This is a genomic window from Streptomyces sp. NPDC044002 (genome assembly GCF_056434525.1).
Genome location: NZ_JBWKEZ010000050.1, coordinates 12,606 through 29,485 on the forward strand (window position 1 = coordinate 12,606; position 16,880 = coordinate 29,485).

The 16,880-nt window shown below is 71.1% G+C and carries 11 protein-coding genes; 7 read left to right on the forward strand and 4 right to left on the reverse strand.

The window, feature by feature from the left end:
* Positions 1-64: 64 nt before the first annotated feature.
* Entirely contained in the window at positions 65-796 is a 732-nt protein-coding gene (locus AC07A6_RS29785) for a response regulator (RefSeq protein WP_042800977.1), read from the forward strand.
* 64 nt (positions 797-860) lie between these two features.
* Here AC07A6_RS29785 and AC07A6_RS29790 read toward each other — a convergent pair whose 3' ends face one another.
* Positions 861-2,027, reverse strand: a complete 1,167-nt coding sequence (locus AC07A6_RS29790; RefSeq protein ID WP_478779198.1) for a winged helix-turn-helix domain-containing protein — start codon at positions 2,025-2,027, stop codon at positions 861-863.
* 9 nt (positions 2,028-2,036) lie between these two features.
* Entirely contained in the window at positions 2,037-2,627 is a 591-nt protein-coding gene (locus tag AC07A6_RS29795) for a GNAT family N-acetyltransferase (protein ID WP_362471044.1), read from the reverse strand.
* A 226-nt stretch (positions 2,628-2,853) separates the two neighbouring features.
* Here AC07A6_RS29795 and secA point away from each other — a divergent pair, with 226 nt between their 5' ends.
* The 6 genes from secA to AC07A6_RS29825 all read left to right on the forward strand — a co-directional run bounded on the left by secA (position 2,854) and on the right by AC07A6_RS29825 (position 14,937).
* Complete coding sequence (gene secA, locus AC07A6_RS29800; protein WP_478779199.1) at positions 2,854-5,649, forward strand: preprotein translocase subunit SecA; 2,796 nt, start codon at positions 2,854-2,856, stop codon at positions 5,647-5,649.
* A gap of 596 nt (positions 5,650-6,245) precedes the next feature.
* Complete coding sequence (gene cyaB, locus AC07A6_RS29805; protein ID WP_478779200.1) at positions 6,246-6,803, forward strand: class IV adenylate cyclase; 558 nt, start codon at positions 6,246-6,248, stop codon at positions 6,801-6,803.
* A gap of 919 nt (positions 6,804-7,722) precedes the next feature.
* Positions 7,723-8,172 (forward strand): Rv3235 family protein, encoded by a 450-nt coding sequence (locus AC07A6_RS29810; protein WP_362471039.1) that lies wholly within the window; start codon positions 7,723-7,725, stop codon positions 8,170-8,172.
* A 230-nt stretch (positions 8,173-8,402) separates the two neighbouring features.
* A complete protein-coding gene (locus tag AC07A6_RS29815; RefSeq protein WP_385771181.1) occupies positions 8,403-8,903 on the forward strand; it encodes a DUF6912 family protein in 501 nt (166 codons plus the stop codon).
* On the forward strand, positions 8,900-9,604 hold the full coding sequence (locus tag AC07A6_RS29820) for an HAD family hydrolase (RefSeq protein ID WP_362471033.1): 705 nt from the start codon (positions 8,900-8,902) through the stop codon (positions 9,602-9,604). The genes AC07A6_RS29815 and AC07A6_RS29820 overlap by 4 nt, the downstream gene beginning before the upstream one ends.
* 365 nt (positions 9,605-9,969) lie before the next feature.
* Complete coding sequence (locus AC07A6_RS29825; RefSeq protein ID WP_478779201.1) at positions 9,970-14,937, forward strand: NAD-glutamate dehydrogenase; 4,968 nt, start codon at positions 9,970-9,972, stop codon at positions 14,935-14,937.
* A 141-nt stretch (positions 14,938-15,078) separates the two neighbouring features.
* Here AC07A6_RS29825 and AC07A6_RS29830 read toward each other — a convergent pair whose 3' ends face one another.
* Positions 15,079-15,846, reverse strand: coding sequence for an ABC transporter ATP-binding protein (locus AC07A6_RS29830; RefSeq protein ID WP_478779202.1), 768 nt, complete (start codon positions 15,844-15,846; stop codon positions 15,079-15,081).
* Entirely contained in the window at positions 15,839-16,747 is a 909-nt protein-coding gene (locus AC07A6_RS29835) for an ABC transporter permease (RefSeq protein ID WP_478779203.1), read from the reverse strand. Before AC07A6_RS29835 ends, AC07A6_RS29830 begins: the two co-directional genes overlap by 8 nt.
* Positions 16,748-16,880 lie beyond the last annotated feature (133 nt).

Here is a 16,880-nt window from a genome sequence, read left to right on the forward strand (position 1 = left end):
AGTCAACCGGCGGCCGGCCCGGCCGGGTTGGCCCAGCAGCTCAGCACATGCAGGGGGAGGAACGATGGCGGACGGCTTCGGTCCGGCGCGCGACGACGACGGCGCCGACTGTCATGGGGCGCAGGACCCGGCCGGGGAGCCGATCCGGGTGCTCGTGGTCGACGACCACGCCCTCTTCCGGCGCGGACTGGAGATCGTCCTCGCCCAGGAGGAGGACATCCAGGTCGTCGGCGAGGCCGGGGACGGGGCGGAGGCCGTGGACAAGGCCGCCGACCTGCTGCCCGACATCGTGCTGATGGACGTGCGGATGCCCCGGCGCGGCGGCATCGAGGCGTGCACCTCGATCAAGGAGGTCGCCCCCTCCGCGAAGATCATCATGCTGACGATCAGCGACGAGGAGGCCGACCTCTACGACGCGATCAAGGCGGGCGCCACCGGCTACCTCCTCAAGGAGATCTCCACCGACGAGGTGGCGACGGCGATCCGCGCGGTCGCGGACGGCCAGTCCCAGATCAGCCCGTCGATGGCGTCGAAGCTGCTCACCGAGTTCAAGTCGATGATCCAGCGCACCGACGAGCGGCGGCTGGTCCCGGCGCCGCGGCTGACGGACCGGGAACTCGAAGTCCTCAAGCTGGTGGCCACGGGCATGAACAACCGGGACATCGCCAAGCAGCTGTTCATCTCCGAGAACACCGTCAAGAACCACGTCCGCAACATCCTGGAGAAGCTCCAGCTGCACTCCCGGATGGAAGCCGTCGTGTACGCGATGCGGGAGAAGATCCTGGAGATCCGCTGACCGCGTCCGTCCGCTGACCGCTGACCGCTGACCGCTGACCGCTGGCCGCCGCCCGCCCCCGCCGTCAGGCTCCCAGCGTCGCCAGCTCCGCCGTGATCGCGGCCGCCTCCGCCGGCGACTGCGCGCGCTCGACGCGGACCGCGTCGCAGCCCACCCAGCCCGCGGCCTCCCGCAGCGCCCGCGCCATCGCGGGCGCCGCCCGCGGGGTCGTCAGGGAGACCTGGCGGGCCACCAGCGTGCGGCCCTCACGGGCCGGGTCGACCCGGCCCTGGAGCCGCCCGCCGGCCAGCAGCGGCATCGCGAAGTACCCGTGTATCCGCTGCGGCTTGGGCACGTACGCCTCCAGCCGGTGGGTGAACCCGAAGATCCGCTCCGTCCGCGGCCGGTCCCAGACCAGCGAGTCGAACGGGGACAGCAGGGTCGTACGGTGGCGGCCGCTCGGCGCCGCGGCCAGCGCCCGCGGATCCGCCCAGGCGGGCTTCCCCCACCCCTCGACCTCCACCGGCACCAGCCCGGAGTCCGCGATCACCGCGTCGACCTGCTCGCCCTTGAGGCGGTGGTAGTCCGCGATGTCCGCGCGGGTGCCGACCCCCAGCGACTGCCCGGCCAGCGCGACCAGCCGGCGCAGGCACTCGCGGTCGTCCAGGTCGTCGTGGAGCAGCGCGTCCGGGACGGCCCGCTCGGCCAGGTCGTAGACCCGCTTCCAGCCGCGCCGCTCGGCGCAGACCACCTCACCGGTGTCGAGCAGCCACTCCACCGCGATCTTGGTCTCGGACCACTCGAACCACTCTCCGCCGTTCTTCGCGCCGCCCAGCTCGGTCGAGGTCAGCGGACCGTCGGCCTTCAGCCGGTCCAGCACCGCCCGCGTCGACCGGTCCTTGTCCTCCAGGACGTGCCAGCGGTGGCCGCGCGCCCGCCGGGCCCGGCGGCGGAAGGCGAAGTGCGGCCACTCCTCGATCGGCAGGATGCACGCCGCGTGCGACCAGTACTCGAAAGCGTGACTGTCCGACCAGTACGCCTTCTCCACCGCGTCCCGGCCCACCGCGCCCAGCCGCGCGTACGGGATCAGCTCGTGCGAGCGGGCCAGGACCGAGATGGTGTCCAGCTGCACCGCACCCAGATGGCGCAGCACCCCGCGGACCCCGCCCCGGCGGTCGGGCGCCCCGAGGAACCCCTGCGCGCGCAGGGCGATCCGGCGGGCCTCGTCGGCGGACAGCGAGAGCGTCGTCATGCCGCGACCCTAGGGGGTGGCACTGACAGCGGGCAGGTACGGCAGCCGGGAGGGCAGCCCGAGGTCCGAGGGCAGCAGTCCGGCGACCCAGCAGTCGCGCAGGGTGCCGCGGTGGTCGAGCGCGCCGCGCAGGGTGCCCTCGAAGCGGAACCCGGCCTTTTCGGCGGCGGCCCGGGAGGCCGCGTTGCCCACGGCGGCGCGCCACTCCAGCCGGCCGGCGCCGACCTCGGTGAACAGCCACCGGGCGACCCCCGCGACCGCCTCGGCGACGTAGCCGCTGCCCCGGTGCTCCTTCGCGGCCCAGTAGCCGACCTCGTACCCCTGGGGGCCGCGCACGTGCACCCCCACCGCCGCCACCAGCGGCCCCTCGGCGCCCTCCGCGCCGAGCCGCACCGCGAAGCCGTACTCGCGGTCCTCCAGCCAGGCGCTCCGTGAGACGTGCGTGACCCACGCCTCGGCGTGCGCCCGCTCGTACGGGGAGGGCACCAGCGTCCAGCGCTGGATCTCGGGGTCCTGGCAGGCGGCGTACACCTCCTCGGCGTCCGAGGGGGCGAAGGGGCGCAGCAGGAGGCGCTCGGTGGCCAGCGTGACGGGTTCCATGAACGGATTGTTGCCGCGCCGGGTAACCCGGGCGAGGGGTTTTCGTCCACCCCGGCACCGAATCCGTCCCCCGTACGTTCTCATTCCGGGCGCCCGTGCCCTGCGGACACGGCGGACCTCCCGACGCGACCACGTCCTCGCTTACGATGGCCGTTGCGGTGGGGCCCACCTGCCGTGCCCGGCTACGTAAAGTGCCCAGGCCCGACCGGCAAGGAGACCAGCCTCAGTGTCCGTCTTCAACAAGCTCATGCGTGCAGGCGAAGGCAAGATCCTGCGCAAACTGCACCGCATCGCGGACCAGGTCAACTCCATCGAAGAGGACTTCGTCAACCTCTCCGACGCCGAGTTGCGCGCGCTCACGGACGAGTACAAGCAGCGCTACCAGGACGGCGAGAGCCTGGACGACCTGCTGCCGGAGGCCTTCGCCACCGTCCGCGAGGCCGCCAAGCGAGTCCTCGGCCAGCGGCACTACGACGTGCAGATCATGGGCGGCGCGGCGCTGCACCTCGGCTACGTCGCCGAGATGAAGACCGGTGAGGGCAAGACCCTCGTCGGCACGCTCCCCGCCTACCTGAACGCGCTGTCCGGCAAGGGCGTCCACCTGATCACGGTGAACGACTACCTCGCCGAGCGCGACTCCGAGATGATGGGCCGCGTCCACAAGTTCCTCGGCCTGAGCATCGGCTGCATCCTGGCCAACATGTCGCCGGCCCAGCGCCGCGAGCAGTACGGGTGCGACATCACGTACGGCACGAACAACGAGTTCGGCTTCGACTACCTGCGCGACAACATGGCGTGGTCGCAGGACGAGCTGGTGCAGCGCGGCCACAACTTCGCCGTGGTCGACGAGGTCGACTCCATCCTCGTCGACGAGGCCCGCACCCCGCTGATCATCTCCGGCCCGGCCGACCAGGCCACCAAGTGGTACGCCGACTTCGCCAAGCTCGTCACCCGCCTGACCAAGGGCGAGGCCGGCAACCCCCTCAAGGGCATCGAGGAGACCGGCGACTACGAGGTCGACGAGAAGAAGCGCACCGTCGGCATCCACGAGGCCGGTGTCGCCAAGGTCGAGGACTGGCTCGGCATCGACAACCTCTACGAGTCGGTCAACACCCCGCTCGTCGGCTACCTCAACAACGCGATCAAGGCCAAGGAGCTCTTCAAGGCCGACAAGGACTACGTCGTCATCGACGGCGAAGTCATGATCGTCGACGAGCACACCGGCCGCATCCTCGCCGGCCGCCGCTACAACGAGGGCATGCACCAGGCCATCGAGGCGAAGGAAGGGGTGGACATCAAGGACGAGAACCAGACCCTCGCCACGATCACCCTGCAGAACTTCTTCCGCCTCTACTCGAAGCTGTCCGGCATGACCGGTACGGCCATGACCGAGGCCGCCGAGTTCCACCAGATCTACAAGCTCGGCGTCGTCCCCATCCCCACCAACCGGGGCATGCAGCGCAAGGACCAGCCCGACCTCATCTACCGGACCGAGGTCGCCAAGTTCGCCGCCGTCGTCGACGACATCGCCGAGAAGCACGAGAAGGGCCAGCCGATCCTCGTCGGCACGACGTCGGTCGAGAAGTCCGAGTACCTCTCGCAGCAGCTCTCCAAGCGCGGCATCCCGCACGAGGTCCTCAACGCCAAGCAGCACGAGCGCGAGGCCACGATCGTCGCCCAGGCCGGCCGCCGCGGCGCCGTCACCGTCGCCACGAACATGGCCGGCCGCGGTACCGACATCAAGCTCGGCGGCAACCCGGACGACCTCGCCGAGGCGGAGCTGCGCCAGCGCGGCCTCGACCCGGAGGAGCACATCGAGGAGTGGGCGCACGCCCTGCCCGAGGCCCTCGCCAGGGCCGAGGCGGCCGTCAAGGCCGAGTTCGAAGAGGTCAAGGAGCTCGGCGGCCTGTACGTGCTCGGCACCGAGCGCCACGAGTCGCGCCGCATCGACAACCAGCTCCGCGGCCGCTCCGGCCGCCAGGGCGACCCGGGCGAGTCGCGCTTCTACCTCTCGCTGGGCGACGACCTGATGCGCCTGTTCAAGGCCCAGATGGTCGAGCGCGTCATGGCCATGGCCAACGTGCCGGACGACGTCCCGATCGAGAACAAGATGGTGACCCGCGCGATCGCGTCCGCGCAGTCGCAGGTCGAGACCCAGAACTTCGAGACCCGCAAGAACGTCCTGAAGTACGACGAGGTCCTCAACAGCCAGCGCGAGGTCATCTACGGCGAGCGCCGCCGCGTCCTGGAGGGCGAGGACCTGCACGAGCAGGTGCGCTTCTTCATGGACGACACCATCGACGCCTACATCTCCGCCGAGACCGTCGAGGGCTTCGCCGAGGAGTGGGACCTCGACCGGCTGTGGGGCGCCTTCCGGCAGCTCTACCCCCTCAAGGTCACGGTGGACGAACTGGAGGAGGCGGCCGGCGACCGCGCGGGCATCACCGCCGAGTTCATCGCCGAGTCCGTCAAGGACGACATCCACGAGCAGTACGGCGCGCGCGAGAAGGCCCTCGGGTCGGAGGTCATGCGCGAGCTGGAGCGCCGCGTGGTCCTCTCGGTGCTCGACCGCAAGTGGCGCGAGCACCTCTACGAGATGGACTACCTCCAGGAGGGCATCGGCCTGCGCGCGATGGCCCAGAAGGACCCGCTGGTCGAGTACCAGCGCGAGGGCTTCGACATGTTCAACGCCATGATGGAGGGCATCAAGGAGGAGTCCGTCGGCTACCTGTTCAACCTGGAGGTCCAGGTCGAGCAGCAGGTCGAGGAGCTCCCGGTGCAGGACGCGGCCCCGTCCCTGGTGAAGGAGCCGGTCCCGTCGGCCCGCCCCGAGATCCGCGCCAAGGGCCTGGACGCCCCGCAGCGCCCGGACCGCCTGCACTTCTCCGCCCCGACGGTCGACGGTGAGGGCGGCGTGGTCGAGGGCGACTTCGACTCCGACGCCTCCGGCGGCGACGGCCTGACCCGCGCGGAGCGCCGCCGCGCCCAGAAGGCGTCGGGCGGCCGACGCCGCAAGAAGTAACGGCATACGCAGCACCAGACGGCCGGGGCCGGACACCGAGGGGTGTCCGGCCCCGTCGGCGTTACCGGCGGGGGCGGGCTATCTCCCCCTTGGGGGGTGGGGGCGGGGCGGGGGCCGGGTGAGCGGGATCCCCTCGGGCGGTCTCAGGGAGGGTTGGGGGCTTCCCGGCAGTCCCATCGTCCTTCCGGTTCGTGCCGGCCTGTCAAGGGCGCTCCTTCGTCGCGTCGCTTCGCGATGTCGCTTCGCTCCACCCTTGACAGGCCGACCCGTCCCGGAAAGCCGAAAGACTGCCGGGAAACCCCCAAAGAAACGGCACGGTCGATGGTTGGAGGGACGGGTCTCTCAGCGATGAGCGAGGGGCCGGGCGTCGGCCGGCCGGGCATCCGGGCCCGTCCAGTCCCGATTCCGGGCCAGGGGAGCGACTATCCGCACGAGAGGTTGATCAGAGCGACCTGCGGAGCCTTCAGGCGCAGCAGATCGCTACGCGCTTCTCTGATCTCGGCGACCGGCGGCTGTCTCGGGCTGGTCTGGGGCAGGCGTGACGTTGGAGGCGGATGTAGGCCAAGGTGCCGAGCGCACGGTTTGAGGGAGGACGGATGATCGAGGCGGAGCTGAAGGCTCGTGTGCCCGTGCCGCGAGAGACGCTGCGACGGCTGGATGCCCGGGCCGAAGGCCGGGCCGAGGTGTATCGGGACACCTACTACGACACTGTGGACGGAGGCCTTGAAGCCAAGGATCAAGAGCTTCGAGTCCGAACCGTGCACGGTTCGGACTCAACCCGCACGGTTCTCACCTACAAGGGCGCCCGAGTCGATGAGGGGTCGGGGTCCAAGCCGGAGCACGAGACCCGGGTTGAAGACGCTGAGGCCGTGCACGCCATGCTTCAGGGCCTCGGCTACATCCCGGCCGTCGCGTTCGAGAAGTGGTGCAGGAACTACTCCTTCCGGGCACGGGGCCGGCAGATGCTCGCCACCTTGGTCCGCGTGCCCGAGTTGGACGGCACGTTCCTGGAGTTGGAGACCCTCGTCGAGCAGGCAGACGTGGCTGCGGCACTCGATGACGTCCGCACGGTTCTCGCCGAGCTGGGCATCGGGCCGGAGGACTTGACCCGCGAGCTGTACACCGACGCCGTGAAGGCCCGCCGCCGGGCCTAGGAGCAGCCTTCGGACTTCAGCTCCAGACGGCGGCCGGCCGCCGAGATCAGAGGAGCGCGTAGCGATCTGTCGCGCCTGTCGGCTTCCTGGGCTGCCCATTTCGTCCTCTCGTGCAGGTATCAGCCCAAGACGGTCGCCGGACGCTGACAAATGAGGAGCGCGTAGCGATCTGCTGCGTCTGGGGGCTCCGCAGGTCGCTCTGATCAACCTCTCGTGCGGGTAACCGCGCCCGCGACCCGGAATCGCGACATCTGAGGGCCCGGATGCCCGGCGGGCCGAGGCCCGGCCCCTCGCCCATCGCTGAGGGACCCGTCCCTTCTCCTCTGGACCGTGCCGTTTCTTTGGGGGTTTCCCGGCAGTCTTTCGGCTTTCCGGGGCGGGTCGGCCTGTCAAGGGTCGCCGAAGGCGATCGCGTAGCGACGCGACCGAAGGGAGCGCCCTTGACAGGCCGGCACGACACGGAAGGACGATGGGACTGACGGGAAGCCCCCAGACTTCTCTGATCCGGGGCGAGGGGCTACCGCCCCACCCCCCCCGGCCCGCAGACCGGGAGGCGGGTGGGCAGCCGCCGCCCCGCCCCACCCCCTCGAGGGGGAGATAGCCGGCCCCCGCCGGGAGCCTCGTGCGTGCGGAGAGTGATTGCTGCTGCCACCCCCCACCGGCCCCCCGTGGGGCCGGGAGGGTGATCCGGGGGTACTCCATCGGGTTTCCCCGGCGGGGGCTTCGGGCGTCCACTTGAGGCGCGTTGCGGGGGTGCTCGGGGGCTTGGGGGTGGGCTGCCGCCACACGGATAGGTGAACCTCGGCGGGTGCTTCGGCGGGCCCTTCCGGCGGTTGCGGAGCGTGTTCGGCGGTCGTAGAAAACCCGCATCAAGTTACCGCCTGGTACCGCCGGGCTCGGTCTGATCGGGGGAATCGCCATGGACACCACCACGCGCGGCACTGTCGGCGGCGAGGGCAGTCGCAGCAGGCCCGGCGGGGCGGGGCGGACGCGGCCCGCCGGCCGGCGGGACCAGCGGCGGCCGGCGGGGGTGCCCCGGCAGGTGCGCAGGCTGGCGCCCCACGACTGGTTCGCGGAGCGCTTGCTGGCGGTGCTGAGCGGGCAGCGCCCCGTGCACTCGCTGCTCGGCCTCACAGTGGGCGAGGCGTACGAGCAGCTGGTCACCCTCGCCCCCGACGGCCCGCTGCGCGACCGGCTGCGCCCGGTGCTGCGCCACTGCGGGCGTTTCCACCCCGGGCCCGGGGTGATCGAGGCCTTCGCCCGCATCGCGACGGGGGACCGGGTCTCGGCGATGGCGTTCCGGCTGGAGCAGGGCCCCGACCGGCGCTGGCGGTGCGCGGCCGTCGAGGTCCAGGGCCCGCGGCTGTAGGGGTGGCCGTAGCCCGGCGTGCTGTGGTCGGGCCGCCGGGGCCGGGGGCCGACCGCGCGGGGGCGGCAGATTCAGGGCCCCGGCTGTAGGGGTGGCCGTAGCCCGGCCTGCCGGGGCCGGGCTGTCCGTGGCTTCAGGCGCGGGCCCCCGAAGGGGCCGAGGCCGTAGGGTCCGTGCCCGTGACCGGGTCGTATCCTGAGGGCGTTTCCGACTACCGAAAGCAGCCGGCCATGCGCGTGTACGTCCCCCTGACCCTCCCCGGGCTCGCCGAGGCGCACAAGGCGGGGGAGCTGGGGCCCGCCCCGCTCCTTGCGTACGCCGTCACGCCCGGGCTGCGCGAGTGGTACGTGTCGGACGACATCGAGGAGCTGGAGTACGCCGCGCTCAGCCGGGCCGCGCTCGCCTCGCTGCGCCTGCTGGCCGCCGACCCGGCCGCCCCCCGCCGGCGGGTCGTCGTGGCGGTCGACGTGGACGACAAGGCCGCCACCGCCGTGCCCGGGCTGGACGAGGCCGCTCTCGGGCAGGTCACCCTCGGCGCTGCCGTGCGGCTGAAGGTGGCCGCCGCCGTGCACGCCGACGCCGATGACGCCGAGGGCGACGTGGCGGCCGCCGCCGGGGCGCTCGCGGCCGCCGACGCGGGTGACGACGACGCGCAGTTCACCGTGGACGGCGCCGAGGACCACGAGCTGCTGTGGTTCGGGGTGCAGGAGATTCCGGGGCTGCTGGGATGAGCACCGGAACCGACACCGGAATCGACACCGGGACGAACGCCGGTGGGGCCCACATAGTGTGGGACTGGAACGGCACCCTGCTGCACGACATCGACGCCGTCATAGCCGCGACCAACGCCTCCTTCGCCGAGTTCGGCTTCGCCCCGATCACGCTGGAGCGCTACCGCGAGCTGTACGTCGTGCCGGTGCCGAAGTTCTACGAGCGGCTGATGGGCCGGCTGCCCACGGACGCCGAGTGGGCCGTGATGGACGAGGCCTTCCACCGCCACTACTGGGCCGCCGCCGAGGACGCGGGGCTCGCCGAGGGGGCGCGGGAGCTGCTGCGGGGCTGGCAGGCGGACGGGCTCACCCAGTCCCTGCTGTCCCTCGCGCCCCACGAGAAGCTCGTGCCGCTGGTCCGCGAGCACGGCATCGACGGACACTTCCTGCGCGTCGACGGCCGCGTCGGGCCCTCGCACACGTCCAAGGCGGGCCACCTCGTACGTCATATGGCCGCACTGGAGGCAGCCGGTGTGACCGCCCGCCGTACGGTCCTGGTCGGTGACGCCGTGGACGATGCGACGGCCGCGCGGCACGTAGGGGCGTACGCCGTTCTGTACACGGGCGGGTCGCACAGCCGCGCCAGCCTGGAGTCCGCCGGGGTCCCGGTCGTGGACAGCCTGGCCGAGGCCGTCGCCATGGCCCGTGAGCTGGCCGGATAGGCCGGTAACGGACCGTTCCGGCCAAGCCTCTGGCCAGACTGTCCAGGTTTTGCCCCCGGTTTTGTACAGATGCAGTGAATGACGACCGGGGGGTGGGGCGAGATAGCCTGGACCCGTGATCAGCGCGATAGTCATCGGGGGCACTGACGCCCCCGACCCGCGCCCGGCGCGTCTCCGCGGCCGGGCCTTCGCTGATCCCCGCCGCCGGGACCTGTCGATCACGGTCGAAGCCTTTCCCGGCGGCTCTCCCGACGCCGCGGCGTCGAAAACCGATCCGGACGGACATTCCGCCTCATCGCGGCGCTTTGTCATTCCTTCCTTCACCACCTACGTCACGCAATGGCGCGCGACAGGAGCCAGAGGACATGCAGACCAAGCTGGACGAAGCAAAGGCCGAGCTGCTCGCGCGGGCGGCACGGGTAGCTGAGAACAGCCCGGCCGGGGGGCTACTTCCGACTGGGTCCGAGCACGGCGAGCGCCCCGATCAGGGCACGACGCTCTCCTACCTCCAGCGCTACTACCTGCACACCGCCCCCGAGGACCTCGCCGACCGGGACCCGGTCGACGTGTTCGGCGCGGCGCTCTCCCACTACCGGCTCGCCGAGACCCGTCCGCAGGGCACCGCGAACGTCCGGGTCCACACCCCCACGGTCGAGGAGAACGGCTGGACCTCCAGCCACTCGGTCGTCGAGGTCGTCACGGACGACATGCCGTTCCTCGTGGACTCCGTGACGAACGAACTGTCCCGCCAGGGCCGCGGCATCCACGTCGTGATCCACCCGCAGGTCGTCGTGCGCCGTGACGTCACCGGCAAGCTCATCGAGATCCTCGGCCCCGACTGCGACGCCCACGGTCCCAAGACCGCGCGCCCCCACGACTCCCTCGTCGAGTCCTGGATCCACGTCGAGATCGACCGCGAGACCGACAAGGCCGACCTGAAGCAGATCACCGGAGACCTGCTGCGCGTCCTGTCCGACGTCCGCGAGGCCGTCGAGGACTGGGAGAAGATGCGCGACGCCGCGCTGCGCATCGCCGAAGAGCTGCCGAACGAGCCCACCGCGCCGGACCTGCGCGAGTACGAGCTCGAAGAGGCCCGTGAGCTGCTGCGCTGGCTGTCGGACGACCACTTCACCTTCCTCGGCTACCGCGAGTACAACCTCGTCGACGGCGACGCCCTGGCCGCCGTGCCCGGCACCGGCCTCGGCATCCTGCGGTCCGACCCGGTCCACAAGGGCCAGGAGGACGCGCACCCCGTCTCGCCGTCCTTCAACCGGCTGCCCGCCGACGCCCGTGCCAAGGCCCGCGAGCACCGCCTGCTGGTGCTGACCAAGGCCAACAGCCGCGCCACCGTGCACCGTCCCTCGTACCTCGACTACGTGGGCGTGAAGAAGTTCGACGCCGACGGCAACGTCGTGGGCGAGCGCCGCTTCCTCGGCCTGTTCTCCTCCGCCGCGTACACCGAGTCGGTGCGCCGCGTCCCGGTGATCCGCCGCAAGGTGTCCGAGGTCCTGGAGGGCGCCGGCTTCTCGCCGTCCAGCCACGACGGCCGCGACCTGCTCCAGATCCTGGAGACCTACCCGCGCGACGAGCTGTTCCAGACCCCGGTCGACAAGCTCCGCGAGATCGCCACGTCCGTGCTGTACCTCCAGGAGCGCCGCCGGCTGCGCCTGTACCTGCGCCAGGACGAGTACGGCCGCTACTACTCGGCGCTCGTCTACCTGCCGCGCGACCGGTTCACCACCGGTGTCCGGCTGCGCCTGATGGACATCCTGAAGGAGGAGCTCGGCGGCACCAGCGTCGACTTCACCGCCTGGAACACCGAGTCGATCCTCTCCCGCATCCACTTCGTCGTCCGCGTCCCGCAGGGCACCGAGCTGCCCCTGCTGACCGACGCCGACGTCGAGCGCGTCGAGTCCCGCCTGGTCGAGGCGGCCCGCTCCTGGGCCGACGGCTTCGGCGAGGCGCTGACGGCCGAGCTGGGCGAGGAGCGCGCCGCCGAGCTGAGCCGCAAGTACGGCACCTCCTTCCCCGAGGGCTACAAGGCCGACCACTCGCCGCGCGCGGCCGTGGCCGACCTGTGCCACCTGGAGAAGCTGTCCGCCAGCGAGCGCCCCTTCGCGCTGTCGCTGTACGAGCCCGTCGGCGCGGGCCCCGGCGAGCGCCGCTTCAAGATCTACCGCGAGGGCGAGCAGGTCTCCCTCTCCGCCGTCCTGCCGGTCCTGCAGCGCCTGGGCGTCGAGGTCACCGACGAGCGGCCGTACGAGCTGCGCCGCAGCGACCGGGTCAGCGCCTGGATCTACGACTTCGGTCTGCGGATGCCGCTGTCCACGGGCAACGGGGACGCGTACCTCGGCGACGACGCGCGCGAGCGGTTCCAGGAGGCCTTCGCGGCCGTGTGGACCGGCGAGGCCGAGAACGACAACTTCAACACCCTCGTCCTGGGCGCCGGCCTCACCTGGCGTCAGGCGGTCGTGCTGCGCGCGTACGCCAAGTACATGCGCCAGGCCGGCTCCACCTTCAGCCAGGACTACATGGAGGACACCCTCCGCAACAACGTCCACACCACGCGGCTGCTGGTCTCGCTCTTCGAGGCGCGGATGTCGCCGGGCCGCCAGGCCGCCGGCACCGAGCTGATCGACGCGATGATGGAGGAGCTGGACGGGGCCCTGGACCAGGTCGCCTCGCTGGACGAGGACCGCATCCTGCGCTCCTTCCTGACGCTGATCAAGGCGACGCTGCGGACGAACTTCTTCCAGCTCAACGGGGCGGGCGAGCAGCACTCGTACGTGTCGATGAAGTTCGACCCGCAGGCCATCCCGGACCTGCCGGCCCCGCGCCCCGCGTTCGAGATCTGGGTGTACTCCCCGCGCGTCGAGGGCGTCCACCTGCGCTTCGGCAAGGTCGCCCGAGGCGGTCTGCGCTGGTCCGACCGGCGCGAGGACTTCCGTACGGAGGTGCTCGGCCTGGTCAAGGCGCAGATGGTCAAGAACACGGTGATCGTGCCGGTCGGCGCCAAGGGCGGCTTCGTCGCGAAGAACCTGCCGGACCCGTCGGTGGACCGCGACGCGTGGCTCGCCGAGGGCATCGCCTCGTACAAGATCTTCATCTCGGCGCTGCTCGACATCACCGACAACATGGTCGGCGGGGAGGTCGTGCCGCCGAAGGGCGTGGTCCGCCACGACGAGGACGACACCTACCTCGTCGTCGCCGCCGACAAGGGCACCGCGACCTTCTCCGACATCGCCAACGGCGTCGCGGAGTCGTACGGCTTCTGGCTGGGCGACGCCTTCGCGTCGGGCGGCTCGGCCGGCTACGACCACAAGGGCATGGGCATCACCGCCCGCGGCGCCTGGGAGTCCGTCAAGCGGCACTTCCGCGAGCTGGGCCACGACACGCAGACCCAGGACTTCACGGTCGTCGGCGTCGGCGACATGTCCGGCGACGTCTTCGGCAACGGCATGCTGCTCTCCGAGCACATCCGCCTGGTCGCCGCCTTCGACCACCGGCACATCTTCATCGACCCGAACCCGGACGCGGCGACCTCGTACGCGGAGCGCCGGCGCCTGTTCGAGCTGCCGCGGTCCTCGTGGGCGGACTACGACACCGCGCTGCTGTCGGCGGGCGGCGGGATCCACCCGCGCAGCGCCAAGGCCATCCCGGTCAACGCGCAGATGCGCGCCGCCCTCGGCATCGAGGCGGGCGTCACGAAGATGACCCCGGCCGAGCTGATGCAGGCCATCCTGCAGTCCCCGGTGGACCTGCTGTGGAACGGCGGCATCGGCACGTACGTCAAGGCGACCGCCGAGACGCACGCCGACGTCGGCGACAAGGCCAACGACGCGATCCGCGTCAACGGCTCCGACGTCCGCGCCAAGGTCGTCGGCGAGGGCGGCAACCTGGGTCTGACCCAGCTGGGCCGCATCGAGTTCGCCCGTGCCGGCGCCGGCGGCGAGGGCGGCAAGGTCAACACCGACGCCATCGACAACAGCGCGGGCGTGGACACCTCCGACCACGAGGTGAACATCAAGATCCTGCTGAACGCGGTGGTCGCGGACGGCGACATGACCGTCAAGCAGCGCAACAAGCTGCTCGCGGAGATGACCGACGAGGTCGGCTCGCTGGTGCTGCGCAACAACTACGCGCAGAACACGGCCCTGGCCAACGGCTCCGCGCAGGCCCCGAGCCTGCTCCACGCCCAGCAGCGCTTCATGCGCCGCCTGGGCCGGGACGGGCTGCTGGACCGCCAGCTGGAGTTCCTGCCCAACGACCGGCAGATCCGCGAGCTGCTCAACACCGGCAAGGGCCTGACCCAGCCGGAGCTGGCGGTCCTCTTCGCCTACACCAAGATCACGGTGGCGGACGAGCTCGTCCACACCGAGCTGCCGGACGACCCGTACCTGCGCCGCCTGCTGCACGCGTACTTCCCGGGCGCCCTGCGGGCGAAGTTCCCGGAGCAGATCGACGGGCACGCGCTGCGCCGGGAGATCATCACCACCCTGCTGGTCAACGACACCGTCAACACCGGTGGTTCGACCTTCCTGCACCGTCTGCGGGAGGAGACCGGCGCCTCCATGGAGGAGATCGTCCGGGCGCAGCTCGCGGCCCGTGAGATCTTCGGCCTGGCCGAGGTGTGGGACGCGGTCGAGGCGCTGGACAACAAGGTCCCGGCCGACGTCCAGACCCGGGTGCGGCTGCACTCGCGGCGCCTGGTGGAGCGCGGTACGCGCTGGCTGCTGAACAACCGGCCGCAGCCGCTCCAGATCACCGAGACCATCGAGCTCTTCGGGGCGCGGGTGGCGGAGGTCTGGTCGGAGCTGCCGAAGCTGGTGCGCGGCGCGGACCTGGAGTGGTACCAGTCGATCATGGACGAGCTGACCGGCGAGGGCGTGCCGGAGGAGCTCGCGGCGAAGGTGGCCGGCTTCTCGTCGGCGTTCCCGACGCTGGACATCGTCGCCATCGCGGACCGGACGGGCGTGGACCCGCTGTCCGTCGCCGAGGTGTACTACGACCTGGCCGACCGCCTGGACATCACGCAGCTGATGGACCGCATCATCGAGCTGCCGCGGTCGGACCGCTGGCAGTCGATGGCCCGCGCGTCGATCCGCGAGGACCTGTTCGCGGCGCACGCGGCGCTGACGGCCGACGTGCTGGCGGTGGGCAACGGCTCTTCCACTCCCGAGGAGCGCTTCAAGGCGTGGGAGGAGAAGAACGCGGCGATCATCGGCCGGGCGCGGACGACCCTGGACGAGATCCGGGGCTCGGACGACTTCGACCTGGCGAACCTGTCGGTGGCGATGCGGACGATGCGGTCGCTGTTGCGGGCCCACGCGTAGTCGCTCGCGCGGGCGTTAGCCGGAACGGGCCGGGCCCGGAACCCTTTGGGGGTTCCGGGCCCGGCCCGTTCGGGTTTTCGGGTGCGGCGCCGTGGCCGGGGGCTCTGCCCCCGGACCCCCGCGCCTCAAACGCCGGCGGGGCTATTTCGTGAACGCCTCGTAGGCGTCGCAGACTTCCTTTGAGGGGCCGTCCATGCGGAGGACGCCCGACTCCAGCCAGATGGCGCGGTCGCAGGTCTCGCGGACCGTGCCGATGGAGTGGCTGACGAGGAAGACGGTGCCGGCCTGGGCGCGGAGTTCCTCGATGCGGGCCTGGCTGCGGCGCTGGAAGGCGGCGTCGCCGGTGGCGAGGGCCTCGTCGATCATCAGGACGTCGTGGTCCTTGGCGGCGGCGATGGAGAACCGCAGCCGGGCGCCCATGCCGGAGGAGTAGGTGCGCATGGGCAGGGAGATGAAGTCGCCCTTCTCGTTGATGCCGGAGAAGTCGACGATGCCCTGGTAGCGCTCGCGGATCTGCTGTCTGGTCATGCCCATAGCGAGGCCGCCGAGGACGACGTTGCGCTCGCCGGTGAGGTCGTTCATCAGGGCGGCGTTCACCCCGAGGAGGGACGGCTGGCCGTGCGAGTAGACGGCGCCGCGGGCCACCGGCTGGAGGCCGGCGATGGCCTTGAGGAGGGTGGACTTGCCCGAGCCGTTGGAGCCGATCAGGCCGATCGCCTCGCCCTTGTAGGCGGTGAAGCTGACGCCCTTGACGGCGTGGACCTCGCGGACGCCGGGGGCGGGCCCGCGGGAGAAGATCCGGCTGAGGGCGGCGGTGGCGCTGCCCTTGCGGCCCCCGCCGTGGACCTTGTAGACGACGTGGACCTCGTCCGCGATGACGGTCGGGACGCGGGTGTCGGTGTCAGCCACGGCCGTACTCCTCCTCTGCCTTCCAGAAGTAGACGAAGCCGCCGACGCCGGCGAGCAGCGCCCAGCCGATGGCGATCGGCCACACGTGGTGCGGGAGCGAGCCCGCCTTGAAGCTGTCGATCAGCGCGAAGCGCATGAGGTCGATGTAGACGGCCGCCGGGTTGGTCTTCAGCATCAGCGAGACCCAGTGCGGCAGGTGGTCCGTCTTGAGCATGGTGTCGATGGACCACATCACGCCGGACGAGTACATCCAGGTGCGCAGGACGAACGGCATCAGCTGGCTGACGTCCGGGTTCTTGCTGCCGATGCGGGCCATGACCATCGCGCAGCCGGCGCAGAAGACGGCCATCAGGAAGAGCGCCGGGACCGCGATCAGCCAGGAGGGGGAGGGGGTCTGGCCGAAGGACAGGAGCAGGACGACCAGGGCCGCCATGGTGACGAGCAGCTGCTGGAAGAGCTGGACCACGGAGGAGATGGGCAGGCTGGCGCGCGGGAAGTGCAGGGCGCGGACCAGGCCGAGGTTGCTGTGGACGGCGCGGGTGCCGGCGTTGACCGAGCTGCCGATGAAGTCCCAGACGAAGACGCCGGTGATCAGGAACGGCACGTAGTCGGGGACGCCGTGGCTGGCGCGCATGACGATGCCGAAGACGAAGTAGTAGACGGCCGCGTTGAGCAGCGGCGTCATCAGGTGCCAGACCTGGCCGAGCTTGGCCGTGCTGTACGTGGCGTGCATCCGGGCGGTCGCGTACGCCGTCACGAAGTGGCGGCGGTTCCAGAGCTGCGCGACGTAGCGGGGGAGGGAGGGGCGGGCGCCGCTGACGGTCAGGCCGTGGGCTGCCGCCAGCTCCGCGGGGGAGGGCGGCGCGGCATGCGCGGGGTTCGCGGTGGTCACGCTGGTCACGGGATCGCTTTCGACGGGGGTCGCCCCGACAGGGGCCGGGCGTCGTCGGACGACAGGACGGGTCCGTATCGTCGTAACGGCGACAGTAGGGCGTGACGCGTCGGAACGCAACCGTATCGTCGCGACGCGTGGG

What these genes read in the sequence shown, in the direction of transcription:
- AC07A6_RS29785 (WP_042800977.1), top strand. Translation starts at nt 65, where the DNA reads ATGGCGGACGGCTTCGGTCCGGCGCGCGACGACGACGGCGCCGACTGT.
- AC07A6_RS29810 (WP_362471039.1), top strand. Translation starts at nt 7,723, where the DNA reads ATGGACACCACCACGCGCGGCACTGTCGGCGGCGAGGGCAGTCGCAGC.
- AC07A6_RS29790 (WP_478779198.1), bottom strand. Translation starts at nt 2,027, where the DNA reads ATGACGACGCTCTCGCTGTCCGCCGACGAGGCCCGCCGGATCGCCCTG.
- AC07A6_RS29825 (WP_478779201.1), top strand. Translation starts at nt 9,970, where the DNA reads ATGCAGACCAAGCTGGACGAAGCAAAGGCCGAGCTGCTCGCGCGGGCG.
- AC07A6_RS29820 (WP_362471033.1), top strand. Translation starts at nt 8,900, where the DNA reads ATGAGCACCGGAACCGACACCGGAATCGACACCGGGACGAACGCCGGT.
- AC07A6_RS29815 (WP_385771181.1), top strand. Translation starts at nt 8,403, where the DNA reads ATGCGCGTGTACGTCCCCCTGACCCTCCCCGGGCTCGCCGAGGCGCAC.
- cyaB (WP_478779200.1), top strand. Translation starts at nt 6,246, where the DNA reads ATGATCGAGGCGGAGCTGAAGGCTCGTGTGCCCGTGCCGCGAGAGACG.
- AC07A6_RS29795 (WP_362471044.1), bottom strand. Translation starts at nt 2,627, where the DNA reads ATGGAACCCGTCACGCTGGCCACCGAGCGCCTCCTGCTGCGCCCCTTC.